17 protein-coding genes are annotated in these 19102 nt (G+C 57.6%); 9 read left to right on the top strand and 8 right to left on the bottom strand.

Features of this window, described 5'->3' with window-relative positions; translation table 11 throughout:
* Window positions 1-26: 26 nt before the first annotated feature.
* Complete coding sequence (locus ABRP84_RS02080) at window positions 27-1223, bottom strand: MFS transporter (protein WP_349852501.1); 1197 nt, start codon at window positions 1221-1223, stop codon at window positions 27-29.
* A 137-nt stretch (window positions 1224-1360) separates the two neighbouring features.
* On the opposite strand from ABRP84_RS02080, the gene ABRP84_RS02085 reads away from it, so the two are divergent.
* A complete protein-coding gene (locus ABRP84_RS02085; RefSeq protein ID WP_023026098.1) occupies window positions 1361-2077 on the top strand; it encodes a trimeric intracellular cation channel family protein in 717 nt (238 codons plus the stop codon).
* Window positions 2078-2115: 38 nt separating this feature from the next.
* Here ABRP84_RS02085 and ABRP84_RS02090 read toward each other — a convergent pair whose 3' ends face one another.
* The 3 genes from ABRP84_RS02090 to ABRP84_RS02100 all read right to left on the bottom strand — a co-directional run bounded on the left by ABRP84_RS02090 (window position 2116) and on the right by ABRP84_RS02100 (window position 3478).
* Window positions 2116-2265, bottom strand: a complete 150-nt coding sequence (locus ABRP84_RS02090; protein WP_349852505.1) for a hypothetical protein — start codon at window positions 2263-2265, stop codon at window positions 2116-2118.
* A 119-nt stretch (window positions 2266-2384) separates the two neighbouring features.
* Window positions 2385-3011: an Ltp family lipoprotein gene (locus tag ABRP84_RS02095; protein ID WP_023026102.1), complete on the bottom strand. Its 627-nt coding sequence runs from the start codon at window positions 3009-3011 to the stop codon at window positions 2385-2387.
* An 89-nt stretch (window positions 3012-3100) separates the two neighbouring features.
* Window positions 3101-3478 (bottom strand): hypothetical protein, encoded by a 378-nt coding sequence (locus ABRP84_RS02100; protein WP_023026104.1) that lies wholly within the window; start codon window positions 3476-3478, stop codon window positions 3101-3103.
* Window positions 3479-3802: 324 nt separating this feature from the next.
* On the opposite strand from ABRP84_RS02100, the gene ABRP84_RS02105 reads away from it, so the two are divergent.
* The 3 genes from ABRP84_RS02105 to ABRP84_RS02115 all read left to right on the top strand — a co-directional run bounded on the left by ABRP84_RS02105 (window position 3803) and on the right by ABRP84_RS02115 (window position 6912).
* Window positions 3803-4711, top strand: a complete 909-nt coding sequence (locus ABRP84_RS02105; protein WP_349852508.1) for an NAD(P)/FAD-dependent oxidoreductase — start codon at window positions 3803-3805, stop codon at window positions 4709-4711.
* Between the two features lie 185 nt (window positions 4712-4896).
* Window positions 4897-5862, top strand: coding sequence for a DUF4300 family protein (locus ABRP84_RS02110; protein WP_232208523.1), 966 nt, complete (start codon window positions 4897-4899; stop codon window positions 5860-5862).
* Between the two features lie 585 nt (window positions 5863-6447).
* Window positions 6448-6912, top strand: a complete 465-nt coding sequence (locus ABRP84_RS02115) for a hypothetical protein (protein WP_349852510.1) — start codon at window positions 6448-6450, stop codon at window positions 6910-6912.
* A 250-nt stretch (window positions 6913-7162) separates the two neighbouring features.
* On the opposite strand, the gene ABRP84_RS02120 is transcribed toward ABRP84_RS02115, so the two are convergent.
* Window positions 7163-7576 carry a hypothetical protein gene (locus ABRP84_RS02120; RefSeq protein ID WP_349852512.1) on the bottom strand — a complete coding sequence of 138 codons (414 nt, stop codon included), beginning with the start codon at window positions 7574-7576 and terminating at the stop codon, window positions 7163-7165.
* 606 nt (window positions 7577-8182) lie between these two features.
* Here ABRP84_RS02120 and ABRP84_RS02125 point away from each other — a divergent pair.
* A complete protein-coding gene (locus tag ABRP84_RS02125) occupies window positions 8183-8800 on the top strand; it encodes a TetR family transcriptional regulator (protein ID WP_349852515.1) in 618 nt (205 codons plus the stop codon).
* Window positions 8801-12442 (top strand): transcription-repair coupling factor, encoded by a 3642-nt coding sequence (gene mfd / locus ABRP84_RS02130; protein WP_349852517.1) that lies wholly within the window; start codon window positions 8801-8803, stop codon window positions 12440-12442. It begins immediately after the preceding gene.
* Between the two features lie 41 nt (window positions 12443-12483).
* On the opposite strand, the gene nadC is transcribed toward mfd, so the two are convergent.
* The 3 genes from nadC to ABRP84_RS02145 all read right to left on the bottom strand — a co-directional run bounded on the left by nadC (window position 12484) and on the right by ABRP84_RS02145 (window position 16047).
* Window positions 12484-13419 carry a carboxylating nicotinate-nucleotide diphosphorylase gene (nadC, locus tag ABRP84_RS02135; RefSeq protein ID WP_349852519.1) on the bottom strand — a complete coding sequence of 312 codons (936 nt, stop codon included), beginning with the start codon at window positions 13417-13419 and terminating at the stop codon, window positions 12484-12486.
* Window positions 13420-14442 carry a quinolinate synthase NadA gene (gene nadA, locus ABRP84_RS02140; protein WP_411703101.1) on the bottom strand — a complete coding sequence of 341 codons (1023 nt, stop codon included), beginning with the start codon at window positions 14440-14442 and terminating at the stop codon, window positions 13420-13422.
* 129 nt (window positions 14443-14571) lie between these two features.
* Entirely contained in the window at window positions 14572-16047 is a 1476-nt protein-coding gene (locus ABRP84_RS02145; RefSeq protein ID WP_349852521.1) for an amino acid permease, read from the bottom strand.
* Window positions 16048-16116: 69 nt separating this feature from the next.
* Between ABRP84_RS02145 and ABRP84_RS02150 the strand changes: the two genes are divergently transcribed.
* The 3 genes from ABRP84_RS02150 to eno all read left to right on the top strand — a co-directional run bounded on the left by ABRP84_RS02150 (window position 16117) and on the right by eno (window position 18929).
* Window positions 16117-16707, top strand: a complete 591-nt coding sequence (locus tag ABRP84_RS02150) for a MazG nucleotide pyrophosphohydrolase domain-containing protein (protein ID WP_349852523.1) — start codon at window positions 16117-16119, stop codon at window positions 16705-16707.
* 90 nt (window positions 16708-16797) lie between these two features.
* Window positions 16798-17559, top strand: a complete 762-nt coding sequence (locus ABRP84_RS02155) for a lytic transglycosylase domain-containing protein (RefSeq protein WP_239270115.1) — start codon at window positions 16798-16800, stop codon at window positions 17557-17559.
* A gap of 92 nt (window positions 17560-17651) precedes the next feature.
* Entirely contained in the window at window positions 17652-18929 is a 1278-nt protein-coding gene (gene eno / locus ABRP84_RS02160; protein ID WP_023026132.1) for a phosphopyruvate hydratase, read from the top strand.
* Window positions 18930-19102: the final 173 nt, after the last annotated feature.

The raw sequence follows: 19102 nt of genomic DNA on the forward strand, positions 1-19102 counted from the left end.
GCTTTATTTTATAGTCCATATTTAAACTATGTGCGAGAAACCTCCTTAAGGCTGCCCGCGCGCCACACTCCAACAAAGCCGACGAGCGCCAAGAAAATCAACGCTGCCTCTGGCCCCGCGAGAGCGATGACGGAAGAAATGCCACCCATGATGAGCAAAATAATGCCCATCATGGTGTTAGCCGCACCCACGTATTGCGTCCTTTTATCCCCACCGGCCATATCCACCACGTAGGTCTTTCGCGCCACGCGAACTGCCGTATGCGCGAGATTGACGGCAAAGAAGCCGAGCGGCATGACCCAAGCATTCACAGCGTCTGAGGCCCAGTGGGAACTAGCCACGATGAGCAGGATGATAACGGAGGAGGCGGCAGCACCAGCCGCCATGGTGTTCTTGGAAGACTTATCCGAAAATACGCCAGAAACTCGCCCACCGATAAGCGAGGCCAAACCAGAGGCAATCACGAAGCCGAAGACACCAGAAAGGTCATCGTGCAGCAGCACGATAAATGCGGTAGAAAGCGCCGAGACCAGCAGCAGAGCGCGAACGATGACGAAGTTGCGGAATTGGGCATCGTCAGTGAAAAGCTTCCACGTATCTGACCACCAGCTCTTATCGATGCCCTCTTGCTTACCCTCCGGCACCGGCTCTTCCACGTGCGAAAATACCCACGTGGCAATGGCCCAGGTAGAAGCGCCGACCAATAAAACGATGCCCATAGTAGAGATCGTGAGATCTCCTAAGAGGAATAAGATGACACCGACTAGCAGGGTGGCGCCGCCGCCCAAGGCCGTTGCGGATCCAGTCACCCGGCCGCGCTGTCCCTTGGAAATCGTGCGCGCCTGCACGTCCTTGCCGGCGATGGAACACAACGCGCGGAACAGGGAAAGCGCAGCCAAGGCGAGAAGCACGACCACACCCAACCATGCGCCGCGTATAAAGAATGCTGCAAGGGCAATCACGGCGGCGGAGATGGCTTGGCCGGTCGAGCCGATCATCCACAAGCGCTTGCGGGCGCGGTGCGTGGTCACCCAAGGGGTAAGAGCGGCCTGCGGCAGCATGGAGCCAGATTCCCGGATAGGGGTAAGCAGACCGGTGAAGAAGGCAGGGACGCCTGCCGCATTAAAGAGCGCCGGCAGCACCGTTTTGGACGCAACGATCTGGTCGCCTAAATTTTGTAGGCCATTGGACCAGATGAAGTACCTGGCATTTGAGTTAGACATGAAAGAACTTTCGAGATAACCGAGACAAAGCGGGATAACACTGTAATCCGGTCAGAAGAGACCGTCTATCAACTTTACTCGCTTCCTACCCCTGGAAAGGGCGAAACCGCTGCGATCGGCTATGTTCAGTAGTTGTTATGCACGACGTGGATCCCCTCATCAATACGATGTACCAGGCCTTCGATCTGATCGGAGTGGCCTTGAACGGCATCATCGGCGGCACGATCGCCCGCCGCCGCGAATTCGACATCGTGGGTTTTATTTTCCTCGCCTTATTTTCCGGCCTGGCTGGCGGCATGATCCGCGACATGCTTATCGATGACGGCCCCGCAGCCGCCATCTCAGATCCCTGGTACTTGGGCCTTGCCTGCGCCGGGGCGCTGACGGCCTTCCTTATGGAACTGAAGGGAAAGGCGTGGGAGATTTTCCGCGAGCACGGCGATGCCATCATTTTGGGTATGTGGTCTACCACCGGTTGCGTGAAGGCACTGGCTGCAGGCATGCCCATGATCCCGTGCGTGTTTTTAGGTGTCTTAACCGCCGTCGGCGGGGGAATGGTCCGTGATGTCGCCTCTGGACAAATCCCGTCCATTTTCGGCGGCAGCCCCCTCTACGCAGTGCCGTCTATCGTCACAGGCATTGTCATGGTGACCTTTGCATCCTATGACCAATTTGCCATGGGCATGGTGGTTTCCCCGATCGTCGGCAGTGGCATGGCCATCATTTCCTACTGGCGGGGCTGGGTCCTGCCCCGCGCTGGGGTCGCGCCAGTGAACTACACCGCGGCACAGGTGGCCGCGATTGCCAAGAAGGCGGAGATAAAAGGCTTCCGCCGCGGCCGGCGCAAGCGCTAGCGGCTTAAACGGCGCATAGGGCCGTACCGCAGCCAGCTTTAAGGCAGGTTGGTGACCATGGCGATGATAGTAAGGATAATCAGGACAAGAACGCTCCACCTGAGGAAAGGATCCTTGGTCAGGGGCAATGGCTCCCGGGAGTCGTCATCATCAGGTTCCGGGGAAGACGTGGAGTGTGGAGCGGTCATGGCAGGAATCCTTTCGAGTGCAACGCTGCTGCAATGCTAGTGAGGGCGACTATAAGCATCGCCCTCGAGCAAGAGCAAGGCACCTCGACGGCACTGCGTGAGTGCCTTGTGGAGGACGACTACAGATTATCCACTGCGTACTGTGCTTCTTCTGCGGTGAACTTTTCACCGTATTCGCTAACGAGCTGGTCATAGATAGCATTGGGCGACATGCTCATCATTTCTTCGTAATCGCGGGCCGTTTGAAGCGCATTATCGTGGTAGTCCGCTTCCAAATTATCAATTGCGTACTGGGCGGCTTCCGGGCTGAATTGTTCACCGTACTCGCTGCTGAGCTGGTCGTACAATCCCTGCTTGGACATGTGCATGGTATCTGAGTACACCTTGGCACTCTTCAAAGCATTCTTGAATTCGCGCGGAACATCCTGGTCTTCGCTTCGTTCTTCTGGTTGATCGTCTTGCTCATCGCGAGCATCGTCGTCTGGGTTTATTTCCTGGGCATCTTCCGCCGGGGTGGCCTCTACAGTGCCTTGCTGGGTGGTCTGGTCTGTGGAGCTTTCGCTGGTTTCATCATCGCTGCCGCCCAAATTGGCAATGATGCCGATAACGATGAGGACACCGATGATGATTGCGCCCCACTTAAGGCAGCCGCCCTTTTTCTTTTGGGGCTGCTCAGGAGCCGGCTGTCCAGCTGCTGGTTGACCAGCCGGTTGGGAATTATCGGAATAGGGGGATGGAGAGGTCATGGTGTGGATACCTTTCAAGGTGAGTGAGAGAGGAAAAGGGGAAAGTTTTCCGACATTGGCTGCAAGTTCGCAGCAGTGGTCGAGAACGATTAGCGCAGCGGATCTTTGGCAACGTGGACGGTACTGTCTTGAATATCGCCCAAATCAACGACAATGTTGCAGGAATAGAATTCTCGGACTGGAGTGCCAAATCCATTGGGGAAATCAACGTGGCCAAAGGCGTAGTACCTACGCGGCGAATCAGTGATTGAATCTGACGACTGAATGTCAATGTCTTCTGGAAAACTGACTCCACCGGGATACTTGGCACGGCTGGTTACCTGCTCACGGCATGCATCCAAAGCAGCTTTTGTATCTTCGGTTTCGCTTATTTTCAAAATGGCAAGATCAAAGAATATTAATGCTACGAGGGCGGATCCAACGAGCAATAGCCAGAACCACCACCGCTTTACAAGCGGCTTTTCCACATGTGCTGAAGGAAGTGGCGTCGCATTTTCAAGGGAGGGAGACGGGTGAGGAGAGGTGTCCAACGCATTGGTCTTTCGGAAGAGAGAAAATGAGTGATTATTGCCGGTGCACACCCCGGCATCGAGCTGTGGTGTGAAGTAGCAATGGTTTAACTAAATCAACCGGTCTGGACATAAGCATGCGGGCAAGGAAGGAAAATCGCCTATGTGTACGAAAGTTGTAGATTGCCTCGACTTTCCTTGGCTTAAAGTGGAGTAAGAAGTAGATTAAGGTATTTGCGATTATTGATGGCTCAGTAGTGGGGTAGAGAAAGGCTTATTTCTATGAAGGCGGACGTAGTAATCGTTGGCGGTGGATTTGCGGGCACTTCTGCAGCTATTACCTTGGCCCGCGCGAATCGGACTGTCGCATTAGTGGACTCAAATCAGCCACGAAATAGGTTTAGCGAGCATTCCCACGGAGTTTTAGGATTTGATTCAGCTTCGCCTATTCAAATGCTTGAAAGCGGACGCCGTGAATTTCAGTCGTTCGGCGGAGAGGTTATTTCTCAAATGGCGAAGTCGCTTGCTCTTGCTGATGGCGACACTCGTGGGTGGAAAACCGAATTGGAAAGCGGCGACGCCGTTTACTCGCGCCATGTAATCGTAGCTACAGGTATCACTGACAAATTGCCAGACATCCCCGGAGTAGCGCAGCTGTGGGGCAACCGGGTCTTTCACTGCCCTTATTGCCATGGTTATGAGGTAAAAAATAAAAACCTGGTCGTTATTGGTGGGAAGAACCCTCCATTTACTTTCCGTATAACGAAGTTGCTCACTAAATGGACGGATCGAGTGACTTTCTATCCAAATGGCTTGGATCTTTCCCAGGAAGAAAAACGCCTTATGGAATCGCTAGGAATCACAATTGAACCTAATTTGGTGCAAGGGGTTAGAGAATCTGAACGCTTTGATGGCGGCGTAGTACTTGACGTTGGGCAGGAAAAGAAAGAATACGAAGCTTGTTTTACCGGTCCGGAATTTGTTCCCAATGACTCAATACTTAAACAAGCCGGATGCGCTGTAGAACACGGTTGGGTTAAAGCGGACTCTGGGATGACGTCGCTGGAGGGCATTTGGGCTGCAGGAAATGTCATAAGCTCCCCAGACCAAATGCCGCAAGCCATGGGTGCTGGAGCCGCCGTTGCCATTAAGGTGGATCAGAAGATGTTTGACGAGGATATCTCCTACTAAAGGATTTACACTTTCATTGCTCATACCGGAGATTGGATAGTGGTGGCTTCCCCACAATGAGCTAATAAAGTCGTACCGAGACGCATTGGGAGTTCTTGCTACCCGATTTTTCGAGGGGCTATCTTGTGTGGGCCATTTTTCGCTAGCATGTGATGATGCGCTTTTCCTACCTGACTGTCCCTACTGTGACAGCGTGTTTATTGTTGGCGGCCTGCTCGAACCCAGATAGTGGTGACACGAATCAGGCTGCGAATGATTCCGAATCTGCGTCGGCCTCCAGTGCTGCCGCGCAGTCAAAGGCGGCGAGCGAACAGCACACGGAGATTCCGACCGCAGATAGCGATGCGTCGCAGCTTTTGGCGGGGATGACGATGAGCAATCTCGTCGATAAGCAATCGCAAGAGGTGGCCCGCACCGCGCTTGCCGATGCCGGAATGCCACAAGAAAGTATCGACGGCTTTTTTGAATTGGTAGACGAATACAACACTGCTGTACCGACGGACAGCATGGTGGCCGAAGGCTTCGCGGATTACGGGACGCAGGATCCGGACTACGATGTGGAGGCCATTTCAAAGGCGTGGAATGACCACCATGCGGACTATGTGGGTACCAATTGCCGCATTAATACCTTTACCCTGGCGGATTCGCTCTTTTCCGTTGATGACCAGGACAATCCCAATGATTCCTTGTTATTCCTAGATCAACAGTCCCTAGATAATGCGCCGGAGCAAATCTTTGATGAAGCCGAGCGCGCCAAGTTCGAGGCCTTCTATGGGAATGTGGAAACCACCATGGAGCAAGATCCAGGGCAGCACATCGCCGATATCAAGGCTTATTTTAAAGACCGCGGAATCGAGTTCGCGGATACGGATGCTCGGGTGGTGTCGGTATTCTCGCACGATACCTTGACGGAACCGGCCACGCTTTTTATCGGACATACCGGCGTTGCCGTGCCGTATGAGGATGGCTATCTATTCTTGGAGAAGCTTGCCTTCGATATGCCTTATCAGGCGGTGACGGTGAAGGATATGCAGCAGCTCAATGATTACTTGATGCATAAATACGATGACGGCCCCGATTTGGAATATGGCCAACCCGTCATCTTTGACAATGATGACGTGATAGAAGGCATGCGCTACGCCAAGAAGTAAAAGGGCAGTTTAACCCTGTGTGACAATAATGAACTGCTTCCTGCCAGGAGGCGCGTGGCCTTTAATAGCCAAACCACGGCGGAATAGTTTGAACATTCGCGACGGGGAGTAATTTCCCGCCAATCCTAACATTTTCTGAATGTTCAGGGGCCAGTGGGTGATAGAAGAACCCTGGCAACTCGATTCCTCTTTGTAAGCGATGCGCGGTCTAAACGGAGCGTGTCGTTGCGGCTGCATCGTTACGGGAAACAAGCCATCAACCAAATGGCCGTGGCTTACCCTGTTAGCTCTGACTGATACCTGTAATCCCGATTTCCCGAATAAACCACGTGACTCGCTCTTAGCGCATTCGGCAGGGACACCCGGTTTCGAAGGGTTGCCTAATTCCTTTAAGGCAAGCATAACCATCGTCACACCGTATGCTACTGTGATATATACCTCACATTTTAGGGCTAGGATAGGTAATCTATATGTCGCTATAGGTATACTCACTAACCGTGTCGAGCTGGAGTTCTCAGAGGCTGGACACCGCCTCCCCAGCAAACGTTGGGAAAACTCACAAGACTCATAAGAAGGGTTGAAGACATGAAATCGAATAATTTCCGCCGCGTTTCCATCGCAGCTGCGACTGCCGCTCTGGGCCTGACCCTGGCAGCCTGCAGCGATGATGGCAGCTCCGCCCCGGTGACCGTCACTGAGACCGCTACACCAGCGGAACAGAGCAACCAGAATAACCAGGATGATGGCAAGGAAACCGTCACCGTCACCTCTGGTGCAGACGCTAACGCGAATGGTGGCAATGCCGGTCAGGGCGGTGGCAACGCTGCCACCAACGACCTGCCCACCGAAATTACCGGTTACTCCGGTGAAGCAGAGCGTGACCTGAACGAAGAGGGTCTGACTAAGGATGAAGTGACTCAGGTTTTGCAGCGTGCCCACAACGGCGAAGGCAAGGTCAAGTGGGACAATGATGGCTACTGGGAAGTCGAAGTTGGTGGCGTTGACGTCGATATCGACAGGAACGGCCTAGTCCTTGACGTCGACCGCTAAATAGGTCACCCCGCTTCTGTATTGGCTTTATGACTATACAGAGCACTCAATAATTGGTTCTTTTGGGAACCCAGCGAGACCGTCCAATGCGCGCGTAGTGCACTGGACGGTTTTCTTATGGCCGGATTCCTTTAATCTCGGAGGTGTTTGCTCCAAAGAGGGGTTAGCTCGGTCAAATGGAGAAAAGAGAAATGCTCTGGGTGGTTGGAATACACCCAGAGCATTAGTGGAATTGTGGAGATCGTTGAAGTTAGGCGAGCTTAGCGGAGATCTCGATGATCTTTTCAACGACCTTCAGTGCGTCTTGAATTTTGCTGAAGTCAATGTTCTTGATGAACTTTTCGGCCTTTGCGTTGAAGTCATCAGTTTTGCTGGAGAGCTCGTCGAGCTTGGCGTGGAAGTTTTCCTTGTGCTTTTTGTGCTTGGCGTCGAGATCCTGCTTGTCGTCTTGGTGCTTGCTGGAAAGCTCGTCCAGCTTGTTGTGGATATCCTCCTTGTTGAGCTTGGAGGAACCGTTGTCGTCCTGCTCTGGGGTGGTCTCGGTGGTGGTTTCTACCGCTGCGGTGGTCTCGGCTGCAGTGGTTTCTTCAGCGAGTGCCGGTGCCACTGCGGTGGTGGTGGCGATGGCCAAGGTAGTAAGTCCGATGGATGCTTTGCGCAGCATGGTTCCTCCTTAGTGGAATTATGTTTTCAAAAGGTGGGTGTTTACACCGGAAACATACTAATGCTTATTCATAAAATATTCAGCTTTTGTGTCGGAACACACAGGAATACGTCAGGTGTGTATCAATTTTTGCTGGAGATTTGGGTGCACCCGCCTGCGTATCTTGGGGCGTACGGGGGTATACATGCGTAGAGGGATTGCATCGATGAGTCTTTGCGTTGCCCTATGCCGCCGGTAGCTCGAATGGTCCTAGGGAGAGGGAAGGGAAGCGCTAATTTGTCACCGTTGAACGTGATCGCTGAATACAGCGGGCCCCGAGGTTGGTAGATTTTCGCGGTCGGGCGATTCTCTTAGTGACTGCTTTCTGTGACCGCAGGAATGGGAAAACTAAACAATCCCTCTCGCCGGCGTTTATGCCTTTAGAGAGGGGGTATAAAAATGCTTCCCCACCAGGACTCGAACCTAGAATGGCGGTACCAAAAACCGCAGTGTTGCCGATTACACCATGGGGAACCACAGCGATTGCTGTAGCTATAGCGTACCTGACGCCCCCGGGTAAATAACAAATTACTAGGTAGGGGTGGGGCAAAGGATATGGTAGAAGGCATGGTTCGACAGAGAATGACCGGACGTGAGCGCCGCGAGCAATTGATTTCCATTGGGCGCGCCGCTTTTGCGGAATTGGGGTTTGAAGGCACCAGCGTCGAAGAGATTGCGTCCCGCGCCGGCGTATCGAAGCCGGTGGTCTACGAGCATTTTGGGGGCAAAGAAGGCCTGTATGCGGTGGTCGTAGATCGGGAGATGCTGGCGCTAGAAAGAGTCATCAGGGATTCTTTAGAAGAAGGCAGCTGGCGCGAGCGCATTGAGCAGGCCGTGATGGCGCTGCTGAATTACGTCGAGGAAGAAACCGATGGTTTCATCATTCTGGTACGCGATTCGAAGCCGGGCGAGGAGCGCAGTTTTTCTACGCTGCTCAATGCCGCGGTGGGGCAGGTGGCCTATATCTTGGGCGAAGCTTTTGAGCACCGCGGTATCAATCCGGAGTTAGCCAATATTTATGGGCAGGCCCTCGTTGGCATGGTCTCTACCACGGCGCAGTGGTGGTTGGATGAGCGCAGCCCGGATAAACCGGATAAGGAAGTCGTCGCTACGCATATAGTCAATCTATGCTGGAATGGTTTGTCCGGTATGGAAATTAAGCCCAAGCTAGGAGGCAGGAAGTAAATGGCGACGCCAATGCTGGCAGGTCTGCTTAAGGTCGCGGCCACGGACCCGAAGCTCAAGGGGCTTGTGGCCAATGTGGGCCAGGACCTGCACATTACGGGTATCGATCAGGCGCGCCCTTGGGCTCTTGGCACCCTGGCCCACCACGCGCCGGTGCTGGCGGTCATGGCCACCAGCCGCGAGGCTGAGGATCTCACCGCGGAGCTTACCGCCATGATGGGCGACAAGGTCGCAATGTTTCCTTCTTGGGAGACGCTGCCGCACGAGCGGCTGAGCCCGGGCGTGGATATCATCGGCAAGCGCGCGCAGGTGCTGCACAACATTGATGACCTGCGCATTATCGTTACGGCCGCGCGCGGGCTCTCCCAGCCCATCCTGCAAGAAATCGAGGGCCGCGCCCCGGTGCACCTGGAAGAAGAGCACGAGTACAACTTCGACGATGTGGTGCGCAGCCTGGAATTTAGGGCCTATAAGCACGTGGACATGGTGGCCAAGCGCGGTGAGTTTGCCACCCGCGGTGGCATTATCGATGTCTTTCCCACCACATTGGATTACCCGGTGCGCGTGGAATTTTGGGGCGATGAGGTCACCGATATTCGTCAGTTCTCTGTTGCTGACCAGCGCACCATCCCAGAAATCGAGGTCGGCCGCGTCGATATCTTCACCGCCCGCGAACTGCCGATTACGGATGCGGTAGCGCAGCGTGCGGCCACATTGGCGGCGACGCATACCGGAAACCCGGCGCTGGTGGAGCTTTTGACCAAGGTCAGCGAACACATTCCGGCTGAGGGCATGGAGGCGGTTTTGCCCGTGCTTTCCGATGCCCCACTGATCACCCTTTCCGAGTTTCTCCCTGCCGACACGCACGTGGTAATGGTGGCGCCGGAAAAGATCAGGCGTCGCGTGGAGGACCTGGAAAAGACCGACGCGGAATTCCTTGCCGCAGGCTGGGAGGCCGCCGCCATGGGTGCGGATGGCCCCTTGTCCACGGAAGGGCTTGATACCGAAGGATCGAGCTACCGCTCCTTTGAGTCTTTGGAGGTCTCCATTCGCGAGGCCGGCCAGCCGCTGTGGACATTTTCCCCACCGGGCATGTTGGCCGGACCAGAGGAGGAAACCCTGCCGCTCGAGTTTGAGCCTGGGCCCACCCCGCGCGGCGATATCAAGGAAATCGACGCCATGATGGCCCAGCTGCTGGCGCATACCAATGCTGGCGGGCGCGCGGCGTTTATCGCGCCTGCCCAAGGTGCCATCAAGCGCATGGTGGAGCGTTTTGCCGAGCAGGGCATTCGCACTAAGGTGGCCACCCCCGGCTGGGAACCCAGCGCGGGCGAGGTCACCTTGTATCAGGCACTCAGCCATGCGGGCTTGGTCTTTCCTAAGGTGCGCAAGCTCAAAGACGCCGAGGCGCTGCCGCTCGTCGTGGTCACGGAAACGGACCTGACTGGTAACCGCGTTGGCGATATTGCAGACGCCAAGCGGCGTCCGGCCAAGCGCCGCAACAAGGTGGACCCGCTGGCGCTCAAGCAGGGAGATTTTGTGGTGCATGAAACGCACGGCATCGGCAAGTTTTTAAAGATGGCCGAGCGCACCATCCAATCCGGCGATGAGACCAGCCGGCGCGAATACATCGTGCTGGAATATGCGCCCTCCAAGCGCGGGCAACCGGCGGACCAGCTGTGGGTGCCGATGGATTCGCTGGACCTGCTCAGCAAATACACCGGCGGCGAATCGCCCCACCTCTCCAAGATGGGTGGCTCCGATTGGAAGAACACCAAGAAGAAGGCGCGCGCCGCCGTGCGCGAGATCGCCGGCGAATTGGTGGACCTCTACGCCAAGCGCCAGGCCGCACCGGGACACCAATTCGCGCCCGATAACCCCTGGCAGGCGGAGATGGAGGACAATTTCCCCTTCGTCGAAACCGAGGACCAGATGCTCGCCATCGACGCGGTGAAAGAGGATATGGAATCCACGGTGCCGATGGACCGTGTGGTCGTCGGCGATGTGGGCTATGGCAAGACCGAGGTCGCCATTCGCGCCGCCTTCAAGGCCGTCCAAGATGGCACCCAGGTCGCCGTCCTGGTACCCACCACGCTGCTGGCGCAGCAGCACTACGATACCTTTAGCGAGCGCATGGCCGGTTTCCCCGTCAAGATGGCGGTGCTATCGCGCTTTACCTCAAAGAAGGAAGCCACGGAGATCTTTAAAGGGCTTGCCGATGGCTCCATTGACATCGTCGTCGGCACGCACCGCCTGCTGCAAACCGGCGTGCACTGGAAGAACTTGGGTCTCATCGTGGTCGATGAGGAGCAGCGCTTCGGCGTGGAACACAAGGAACACATCAAGGCGCTCAAAGCCAGCGTCGACGTGCTTACCATGTCCGCGACGCCGATTCCCCGCACGCTGGAGATGTCTATGGCGGGTATCCGCGAAATGTCGACCATCCTCACCCCGCCAGAAGATCGCCACCCGGTGTTGACCTATGTCGGTGCCTACGAGGACAAGCAGGTCGCAGCGGCCATTCGGCGCGAGCTTTTGCGCGATGGCCAGACCTTCTTTATCCACAATAAGGTTTCCGATATTGAAAAGAAGGCGCGCGAGCTGCGCGACTTGGTGCCAGAAGCACGCATCGTCGTTGCCCACGGCCAGATGAACGAGGACGTGCTGGAAAAGACCGTCCAGGGATTCTGGGACCGCGAGTATGACGTTCTGGTCTGTACCACGATCGTGGAAACCGGCCTGGATATCGCCAATGCCAATACGCTCATCGTGGAAAATGCCCACCACATGGGCTTGTCGCAGCTGCACCAGCTGCGCGGGCGCGTAGGCCGTTCCCGCGAGCGCGGCTACGCCTACTTCCTGTATCCCAAGGGCGCCACGCTGACCGAGACCTCCTATGACCGCCTAGCCACCATCGCCCAGAACAACGATCTGGGTGCAGGCATGGCCGTGGCCATGAAGGACCTGGAGATGCGCGGTGCCGGCAACGTGCTGGGCGCGCAGCAATCTGGCCACATCGCTGGCGTGGGTTTTGACCTCTACGTGCGCTTGGTGGGCGAGGCCGTCGAGGCCTTCAAGTCCCTGGCCCGCGGCGAGGCACCTGCGGTAACAGACGAGGGCCCGAAGGAAATCCGCATCGATCTCCCCGTGGATGCCCACATCCCAGAGTCCTATATCGACTCCGAGCGCTTGCGCCTCGAGGTCTACCGCAAGCTCGCGGCCTCGCAGGACAACAAGGATCTCACGGCGGCGCGGGAGGAAATGGAAGACCGCTTCGGTACCTTGCCCAAGGAGGTCGAGCGCTTGCTCGCCGTGGCGCGCCTGCGCCACCAAGCCCGCCGCGCCGGGGTGGCAGACATTACCGTGCAGGGCACCCGCGTGAAATTCCACCCGGTGGAGCTGCCGGATTCCAAGCAGGTGCGCCTGAAGCGCCTCTACCCGGGTTCGAGCTTCCGCGCTGCGGCCAAGGCCATCAACGTGCCCTTCCCCAAGGCCGGGCGCAATGTCACTTCGCCCAAGCTGCGCGATGAGGAGCTTATCCAATGGGCAGCGGACTTCTTAAGCGCGCTTTTCGATGTCCAACCCATCAACGTCTCCGGCGAGGAAGCCGGCGCCGGGTCGGTCATCAGCGTAGGCGAGTAGCCGATGGGCGAGAAGCCGAAGGGCGCGTAGCCCCTCGGCGCTTAGGAGAAGTCCAAGCCGATATCCAGCACGCGCACCGAGTGGGTGAGGGCGCCGACGGCGATATAGTCCACGCCTGAGATGCCGTACTCGCCGGCGTTTTCAAGCTGCAACCCGCCGGAGGCTTCTAGCGCCGTGGTTGGGCTGAGCGCTTGGCGGCGGTGGACGGCGGTGTGGACATCGGCAAGCGCGAAGTTATCCAGCAGCACCATATCCGGGTGCAGCGGGAGGACCTCCTCGAGCTGGTCCAAGGTATCGACCTCGACCTCGCAGGGGATATCCGGGGCATGCTTGCGCACGCGGCGCAGGGCCGTGGACACGCTGCCGCCCACGGCGAGCACGTGATTGTCCTTAATCATGGCGGCATCGCCCAAGCCCATGCGGTGGTTTGCCCCGCCGCCGGCGCGCACGGCGTATTTCTGCAGCGCGCGCAGGCCAGGCAGGGTCTTGCGGGTATCGCGTACCTTTGCCTGCTTAATGCTATCCGGAGTCCCCGTTTCCTCCGCCGTTGCCGCGATGGCATCGACCCAACGCCGGGTCTGCGTCGCGATGGCGCTTGCGTGCGAGACCATATTGAGCATGGTGCGCTCAGCGGCGAGCACCAAGAGGGTAGGGGCCTGCACCGTGGCGATGACCTGGCCTGGGGCAACGCGGTCGCCGTCGGTGGAGCGGAGTGTGATGGTGGGGGTCGGGGCATCGGCAAGCGCGGCGCCTGTATCCACGCCCCACTGGCTTAAACGCTGGGCGGTCGCGTCAAGGACCTGCTCGATAAGGCCCAAGCCTGCGATGGTGCCGGCCTCGCGCGCGGTGAACTCCGCCGTGCAGCGGGCCTTACCCGGCACCGTGGCCAGGGAGGTGTAATCCGGCCCGTAAGCGAAATCCTCATCCAAGGCCGTGGCAATGAGCGCAGAGCAATCCGGCAGGCGCAGGTTGTCCATTTATTCGCCCCCGCCGGGGTTGCCAATGGAAATCATGGCCTCGAGGGACTTGCGCGCCGCGTTCGCGATGTCTTCTGGCACCGTAACCTCATCGGTCTCTTCTATCAGGCAGCGCTCCAGGGCCTCTGGGGTGATCATCTTCATGTACTTGCACTCGGCGTGGTCATTGACGGCCTGGAAATCGATGTCCGGCGCGGCCTGGCGTAGCTGGTGCAGCATGCCGGTCTCAGTAGCAACGAGCACCTTGTTCTGCGGCTGCTTCTGGGATTGGGTAATCATCTGTCCGGTAGAGAGCATGTGCACGCGCTCTTGCGGCACCAAGCCCTCGTTGGCTAGGTACAACGCGGAATTGGAGCAGCCGCACTCCGGGTGGATATACAGGTCCGCGTCCGGGTTATCTTGGGTTTGTTGGGTTAGCTGCTGGGCGCTAATGCCGGCGTGCACGTGGCACTCACCAGCCCAAATGCGGATATTTTCCCGGCCGGTCTCGCGCTTGACGTAGGCGCCCAAAAACTGGTCGGGGCAAAAGAGGATTTCTTTATCCGCCGGCAGCGAATTGACCACGTCGACGGCATTGGAGGACGTACAGCAGACATCGGTCAGCGCCTTGACCTCGGCGGTGGTGTTGACGTAGCTGACCACCAGGGCATCGGGGTGCTCGGCCTTCCACTGGCGCAGCTCATCTGCGGTGATGGAATCTGCCAGGGAACACCCAGCGCGCTCATCGGGGATGAGAACCTTCTTATTCGGCGACAGGATCTTGGCGGATTCCGCCATGAAGTGCACGCCGCAAAAGACGATGATATCTGCATCGGTTTCTGCCGCCTTGCGGGACAGCGCCAGGGAATCGCCGGTGTGGTGGGCAACGTCCTGGATCTCCGGGATCTGGTAATTATGCGCCAGGATCACCGCATTGCGCTGTTCCGCCAACTCTTTAATCCGCTCCGCCCAGGCCTTGTCTACCGCGGGGTCTGAACCAGCAGGAGTGGCAGAGGGCATAACGCTCGCATTGGTTTGAGTCACAAGTGCTCCAAAAGTGATATTCACAAGAATTAGTGGGGTGTAATTACCGTACTAAACTGTCTGTGTCCAAGACCACTTGCGATGGCGGGCGAGCGCGCCGATGTAGCCCTTTTTGGTGGGGCAGGGAGACTAGAGTTCCAGTGATCCTTGGGTGAGGCCGACCGCGGCGATGATAGCGGCAACCAGCACAACGATGACGATTGACCACTCAAATCCATTGAAAAGCTTCTCGCGGCGCGAGAGGCGGGTGAGCACATACGGGATAAGGCCCGGCACGACGGCGAGGGCGCCAAAGAGAATATAAACCGGGTCGGCGGCGTAAATCAGCCACAGAGAGTACACGAAGGCCACTAGCGCGATGCCAAAGTGGCGCCGGTTTTCGCGCCTGGGAATATCCGGCCCGGACAGATCGAATCGCGTTCCGGCGTGCGGGTGGGTAACCCCCTTGCCCCGCATCGCCAGCAGCAAAAGGTACAGCGAGGAAAAGATATAGGGCAGGAGGTACATGATGGTGGCCAGTTGCACCATTGCGGCATAGGACGCCTCGTTGACGTAGAAGACGACGATGAAGATCTGGATCGCGGAGGTGGAAATCAGCTGTGCTACCCACGGGGCGCCGGCCACATTGATGGTGCCGATGCGGCGGGGGATAAGGCCATCGATGGCCATCATGACGATGGGCTCAGCACACAGCATTTGCCAGGAAACGTAAGCGCCGAGGACCGAGAGGCACAGGCCGATGGAAATCAGCGCGCCGCCCCAGGGGCCGACGACCTCCGTAAGCACCGAAGCCATGGAGTTATCCGGCAGCGCGGCCAGCTCCTCTTTGCTCATCACACCAAAGCTCAAGGTGGATACGGAGACCAAGAGTGCCAGCACGGAGAAGAAGCCAATGACGGTGGCACGGCCGACATCGGTGCGCTTAGCGGCCTGCTTGGAATAGACGGAGGCACCCTCTACGCCGATAAAGACCCAGACAGTAAAGAGCATGATGCCTTGGACCTGCTCAAAGACGCTGGCATTGGAATTTCGCCCCCAGAAATCCAGGGTGAATTTATCCCAGCTAAAGCCGATGAACGCGACCAAGACGATGAAGGCCAGGATGGGCACGATCTTGGCAATCGTCGTCACCAGGTTCATGAATGCGGCCTGCTGCACCCCGCGGGCCAAAACGGCGAAGATTCCCCACGATAGAAGGGAGACGGCGATGGCGGACGCCCACTGGTGGTCGGCATCGAAAAGCGGCAGGTAATGCCCAATCGTATTGAAAAACAGCGTGGCATAACCCACCTGCGCCATCACCGAGCCCAGCCAGTAGCCCCAGCCTGAGGTAAAGCCGATGAAATCACCCAGGCCAGCGCGCACATAAGAATAGACGCCGGAATCAAGGTGGGGTTTTCGGTACGCCAAAATCTGGAAGACGAAGGCAACGGACAGCATGCCGATACCCGCCACCAACCAACCGATGAGCATGGCACCTGGGCCTGCCACGGAGGAAATATTTTGGGGTAGCGAAAATATGCCCGCGCCGACGGTGGATCCGATAATCAGCGCGACAAGCGTCCACAATGACACCGAGTGGGACTTATTTTGGCTGGAGGTCATTGGCCTAAAGTACCGCGCCTGCCCCGTTAAAGGGAACTTGAGAAAACACACGGGATAGACTTTGTAGCTATGACAGTCCTGTTGCTCGATGAACGCTGGCCCACCATGATCCCCATGCGCGCCTATGGCAGGTTATATGGACCCGTTCAGTTCACCGGGGAAGTACCGGTATCAGTGCGGTGGAACTTCTCGGATCTCTTAAGCGGCGATGATTTAACCGGCACCTTGGTCACCACCGATGAACACGATCCAGAAACCCAGGCGCGCATTGCCACCGGGGAACAGGTGATTAGGGCCGAGTCGCTTGACGATGCCGTGATGCAAGCGCGCAGCGCTATGGCAACGGCCCGCCGTATCGGCGAATGGGAGCGCGAGCAGACCCACGAATCGCTCCTGCCGTACCTAGAAGAGGAGGCGGGGGAATTTGCAGCGGCCGTGCGCCAGCACGCACCCGAGGAGGATTTGCTCAAAGAGCTTGGGGATGTTTTCCTGCAGGTGCTTTTTCACGCCGAGATTTCTACCTTTTCGCTTGACGATGTCGCCACAAGTTTCGTGCGCAAGATGCGCTCCCGCGCGCCGTATCTCTTTGATGGCACGGCGGAAATAGTGGGCGTAGAAGAACAAAACCGCCTCTGGGCGGAGGGGAAATCGCGGGAGTAAAAGTGGGGTGAAAGTCGCAGGGACTTTTACGCGCGGCGGGCGCGTGTAGTTATCCGGCGGGGTGAATTTCACTTAGTAGGATGGCTACTCATGAACAGGCTGCTGCGAACAATCGGGGGCTGCGGGCTAGCCGTAGTAATCATCATTGCGCTGGTAATGGGGCTAATTGTATCCAATTCCACCGATGATTCCTCGGTCCCAGACGCCACCCCGCCCGTAGGTGGAAAAGAGGTGGCCAATATCGATGTCAACGCGCCGGGCCGCACGGCCGATAAGCTCACCCACTGGGCATCGGATCTGGCAGAAGCTACCGATATCCCGCCGCAGGCGCTGCGCGCCTATGGCAACGCCGAACTTATCGCCCGGCAGCAGCACCCGGGCTGCAATTTGCGGTGGAATACCCTGGCAGGCTTGGGCTTTGTAGAGACTCGGCACGGTACCTATAACGGCAACTGGTTTAAGTCCTCCAAGCTGGATGACAACGGCTACCCGCAGCCGCCGATCGTCGGCATCACCCTGGATGGCTCGAATAACACCGCGCACACCCCGGATACCGATAACGGCGAAATCGACGGGGATACGGAATTTGACCGCGCGGTGGGTCCCTTGCAGTTCATCCCTACCTCGTGGGAGTCCGCCGGCGGCGACGCCAATGGCGATGGCAAGGCCGACCCGAACCAGATTGACGATGCCGCCCTGGGCGCGGCGAACCTCTTGTGCTTTGGTGATAGGGATCTCAATGACCCGGATCAGTGGGAAGAGGCCATCTTAAATTACAACCAGTCCAGGGAATATCTGGACAAGGTAGCCCATGCGGCCAATGCCTACTCGGTCCCGCAACCGGCTCGCTAGCCTCACGCGTGGCGGTTTTCTGGAACAATTGGGCCTGTAACTGAACTAAGTGGCTCAGCGACGAACATCATCTATAAGGAGTGAGTTACAGCATGGCTGGTATCATCCACGCATTTGGACGCGAGATTCTGGATTCCCGCGGTAACCCGACCGTAGAGGCCGAGGTCTTCTTGGACGACGGCGCCCACGGCGTTGCCGGCGTTCCCTCCGGTGCATCTACCGGTGTGCACGAGGCACACGAGCTGCGCGACGGCGGCGACCGCTACCTGGGCAAGGGCGTGCAGAAGGCCGTAGAGAACATCAACGAGGAAATCGGCGATGAGATCGCTGGCCTCGAAGCCGATGATCAGCGCCTCATTGACCAGGCGCTCATCAAGCTGGACGGCACGGACAACAAGTCCCGCCTCGGCGCCAATGCCATCCTCGGTGTCTCCATCGCTACCGCTAAGGCCGCCGCCGAGTCCGCCGCGCTGCCGCTGTACCGCTACATCGGCGGCCCCAACGCTCACGTTCTTCCCGTTCCCATGATGAACATCCTGAACGGCGGTTCCCACGCTGACTCTGGCGTGGACGTGCAGGAGTTCATGATTGCTCCCATCGGCGCAGAGACCTTCACCGAGGCCCTCAGCATCGGTGCTGGCGTGTACCACTCCCTGAAGGCCGTCCTGAAGGACAAGGGCCTGTCCACCGGCTTGGGCGATGAGGGCGGCTTTGCTCCTTCCGTCGATTCCACCCGCGCTGCGCTCGACGTCATTGTTGAGGCCATCAAGAAGGCCGGTTTCGAGCCGGGCAAGGACGTTGCCTTGGCCCTTGACGTTGCTTCCTCCGAGTTCTACGAGGACGGCAAGTACCACTTCGAAGGCGGCGAGCACACCGCTGAGGAGATGTCCAAGGTCTACGAGGAACTCATCAACGAGTACCCCATCGTTTCCATCGAGGACCCGCTGCAGGAAGACGACTGGGAAGGTTACACCACCCTGACCGCCGCCATTGGCGATAAGGTCCAGATCGTCGGCGATGACTTCTTCGTCACCAACCCGGCTCGCCTGCAGGAGGGCATCGACAAGAAGGCAGCCAACGCGCTGCTGGTAAAGGTCAACCAGATTGGTACCTTGACCGAGACCTTCGATGCGGTAGAGCTTGCGCACCGCAATGGTTACCGCACCATGATGTCCCACCGCTCCGGCGAGACCGAGGACACCACCATTGCGGACTTGGCTGTTGCCCTTAACTGCGGCCAGATCAAGACCGGTGCCCCGGCCCGTTCCGAGCGCGTGGCTAAGTACAACCAGCTGCTGCGCATTGAGCAGGAGCTTGGCGATGCCGCCGTTTACGCCGGCCGCTCCGCCTTCCCACGCTTCAATGCTTAAGGCCTAGCGGTCTAGTCTAGAAGCTAGACGCCGCTAGGAAATTCGGTCCCCGTTGCACCCCACAAAGGTGCGGCGGGGACTTCCTCTTTGTGTCCCTAGTTCTGCGCAGGGAGTCCGCGGAGGGCCCATTGGGCAGCACATGTTCTCGGGCGATGAGATCGCCCGAGAAAGTT

The sequence above is a fragment of the Corynebacterium sp. KPL2861 genome (assembly GCF_040225475.1).
Classification (GTDB): Bacteria; Actinomycetota; Actinomycetes; order Mycobacteriales; family Mycobacteriaceae; genus Corynebacterium.

Bases quoted from the DNA above. Each gene is read 5' to 3' on its own strand.
- ABRP84_RS02080 (WP_349852501.1), bottom strand. From the start codon at position 1,223: ATGTCTAACTCAAATGCCAGGTACTTCATCTGGTCCAATGGCCTACAA.
- ABRP84_RS02085 (WP_023026098.1), top strand. From the start codon at position 1,361: ATGCACGACGTGGATCCCCTCATCAATACGATGTACCAGGCCTTCGAT.
- ABRP84_RS02090 (WP_349852505.1), bottom strand. From the start codon at position 2,265: ATGACCGCTCCACACTCCACGTCTTCCCCGGAACCTGATGATGACGAC.
- ABRP84_RS02095 (WP_023026102.1), bottom strand. From the start codon at position 3,011: ATGACCTCTCCATCCCCCTATTCCGATAATTCCCAACCGGCTGGTCAA.
- ABRP84_RS02105 (WP_349852508.1), top strand. From the start codon at position 3,803: ATGAAGGCGGACGTAGTAATCGTTGGCGGTGGATTTGCGGGCACTTCT.
- ABRP84_RS02115 (WP_349852510.1), top strand. From the start codon at position 6,448: ATGAAATCGAATAATTTCCGCCGCGTTTCCATCGCAGCTGCGACTGCC.
- ABRP84_RS02120 (WP_349852512.1), bottom strand. From the start codon at position 7,576: ATGCTGCGCAAAGCATCCATCGGACTTACTACCTTGGCCATCGCCACC.
- ABRP84_RS02125 (WP_349852515.1), top strand. From the start codon at position 8,183: ATGGTTCGACAGAGAATGACCGGACGTGAGCGCCGCGAGCAATTGATT.
- mfd (WP_349852517.1), top strand. From the start codon at position 8,801: ATGGCGACGCCAATGCTGGCAGGTCTGCTTAAGGTCGCGGCCACGGAC.
- nadC (WP_349852519.1), bottom strand. From the start codon at position 13,419: ATGGACAACCTGCGCCTGCCGGATTGCTCTGCGCTCATTGCCACGGCC.
- ABRP84_RS02145 (WP_349852521.1), bottom strand. From the start codon at position 16,047: ATGACCTCCAGCCAAAATAAGTCCCACTCGGTGTCATTGTGGACGCTT.
- ABRP84_RS02150 (WP_349852523.1), top strand. From the start codon at position 16,117: ATGACAGTCCTGTTGCTCGATGAACGCTGGCCCACCATGATCCCCATG.
- ABRP84_RS02155 (WP_239270115.1), top strand. From the start codon at position 16,798: ATGAACAGGCTGCTGCGAACAATCGGGGGCTGCGGGCTAGCCGTAGTA.
- eno (WP_023026132.1), top strand. From the start codon at position 17,652: ATGGCTGGTATCATCCACGCATTTGGACGCGAGATTCTGGATTCCCGC.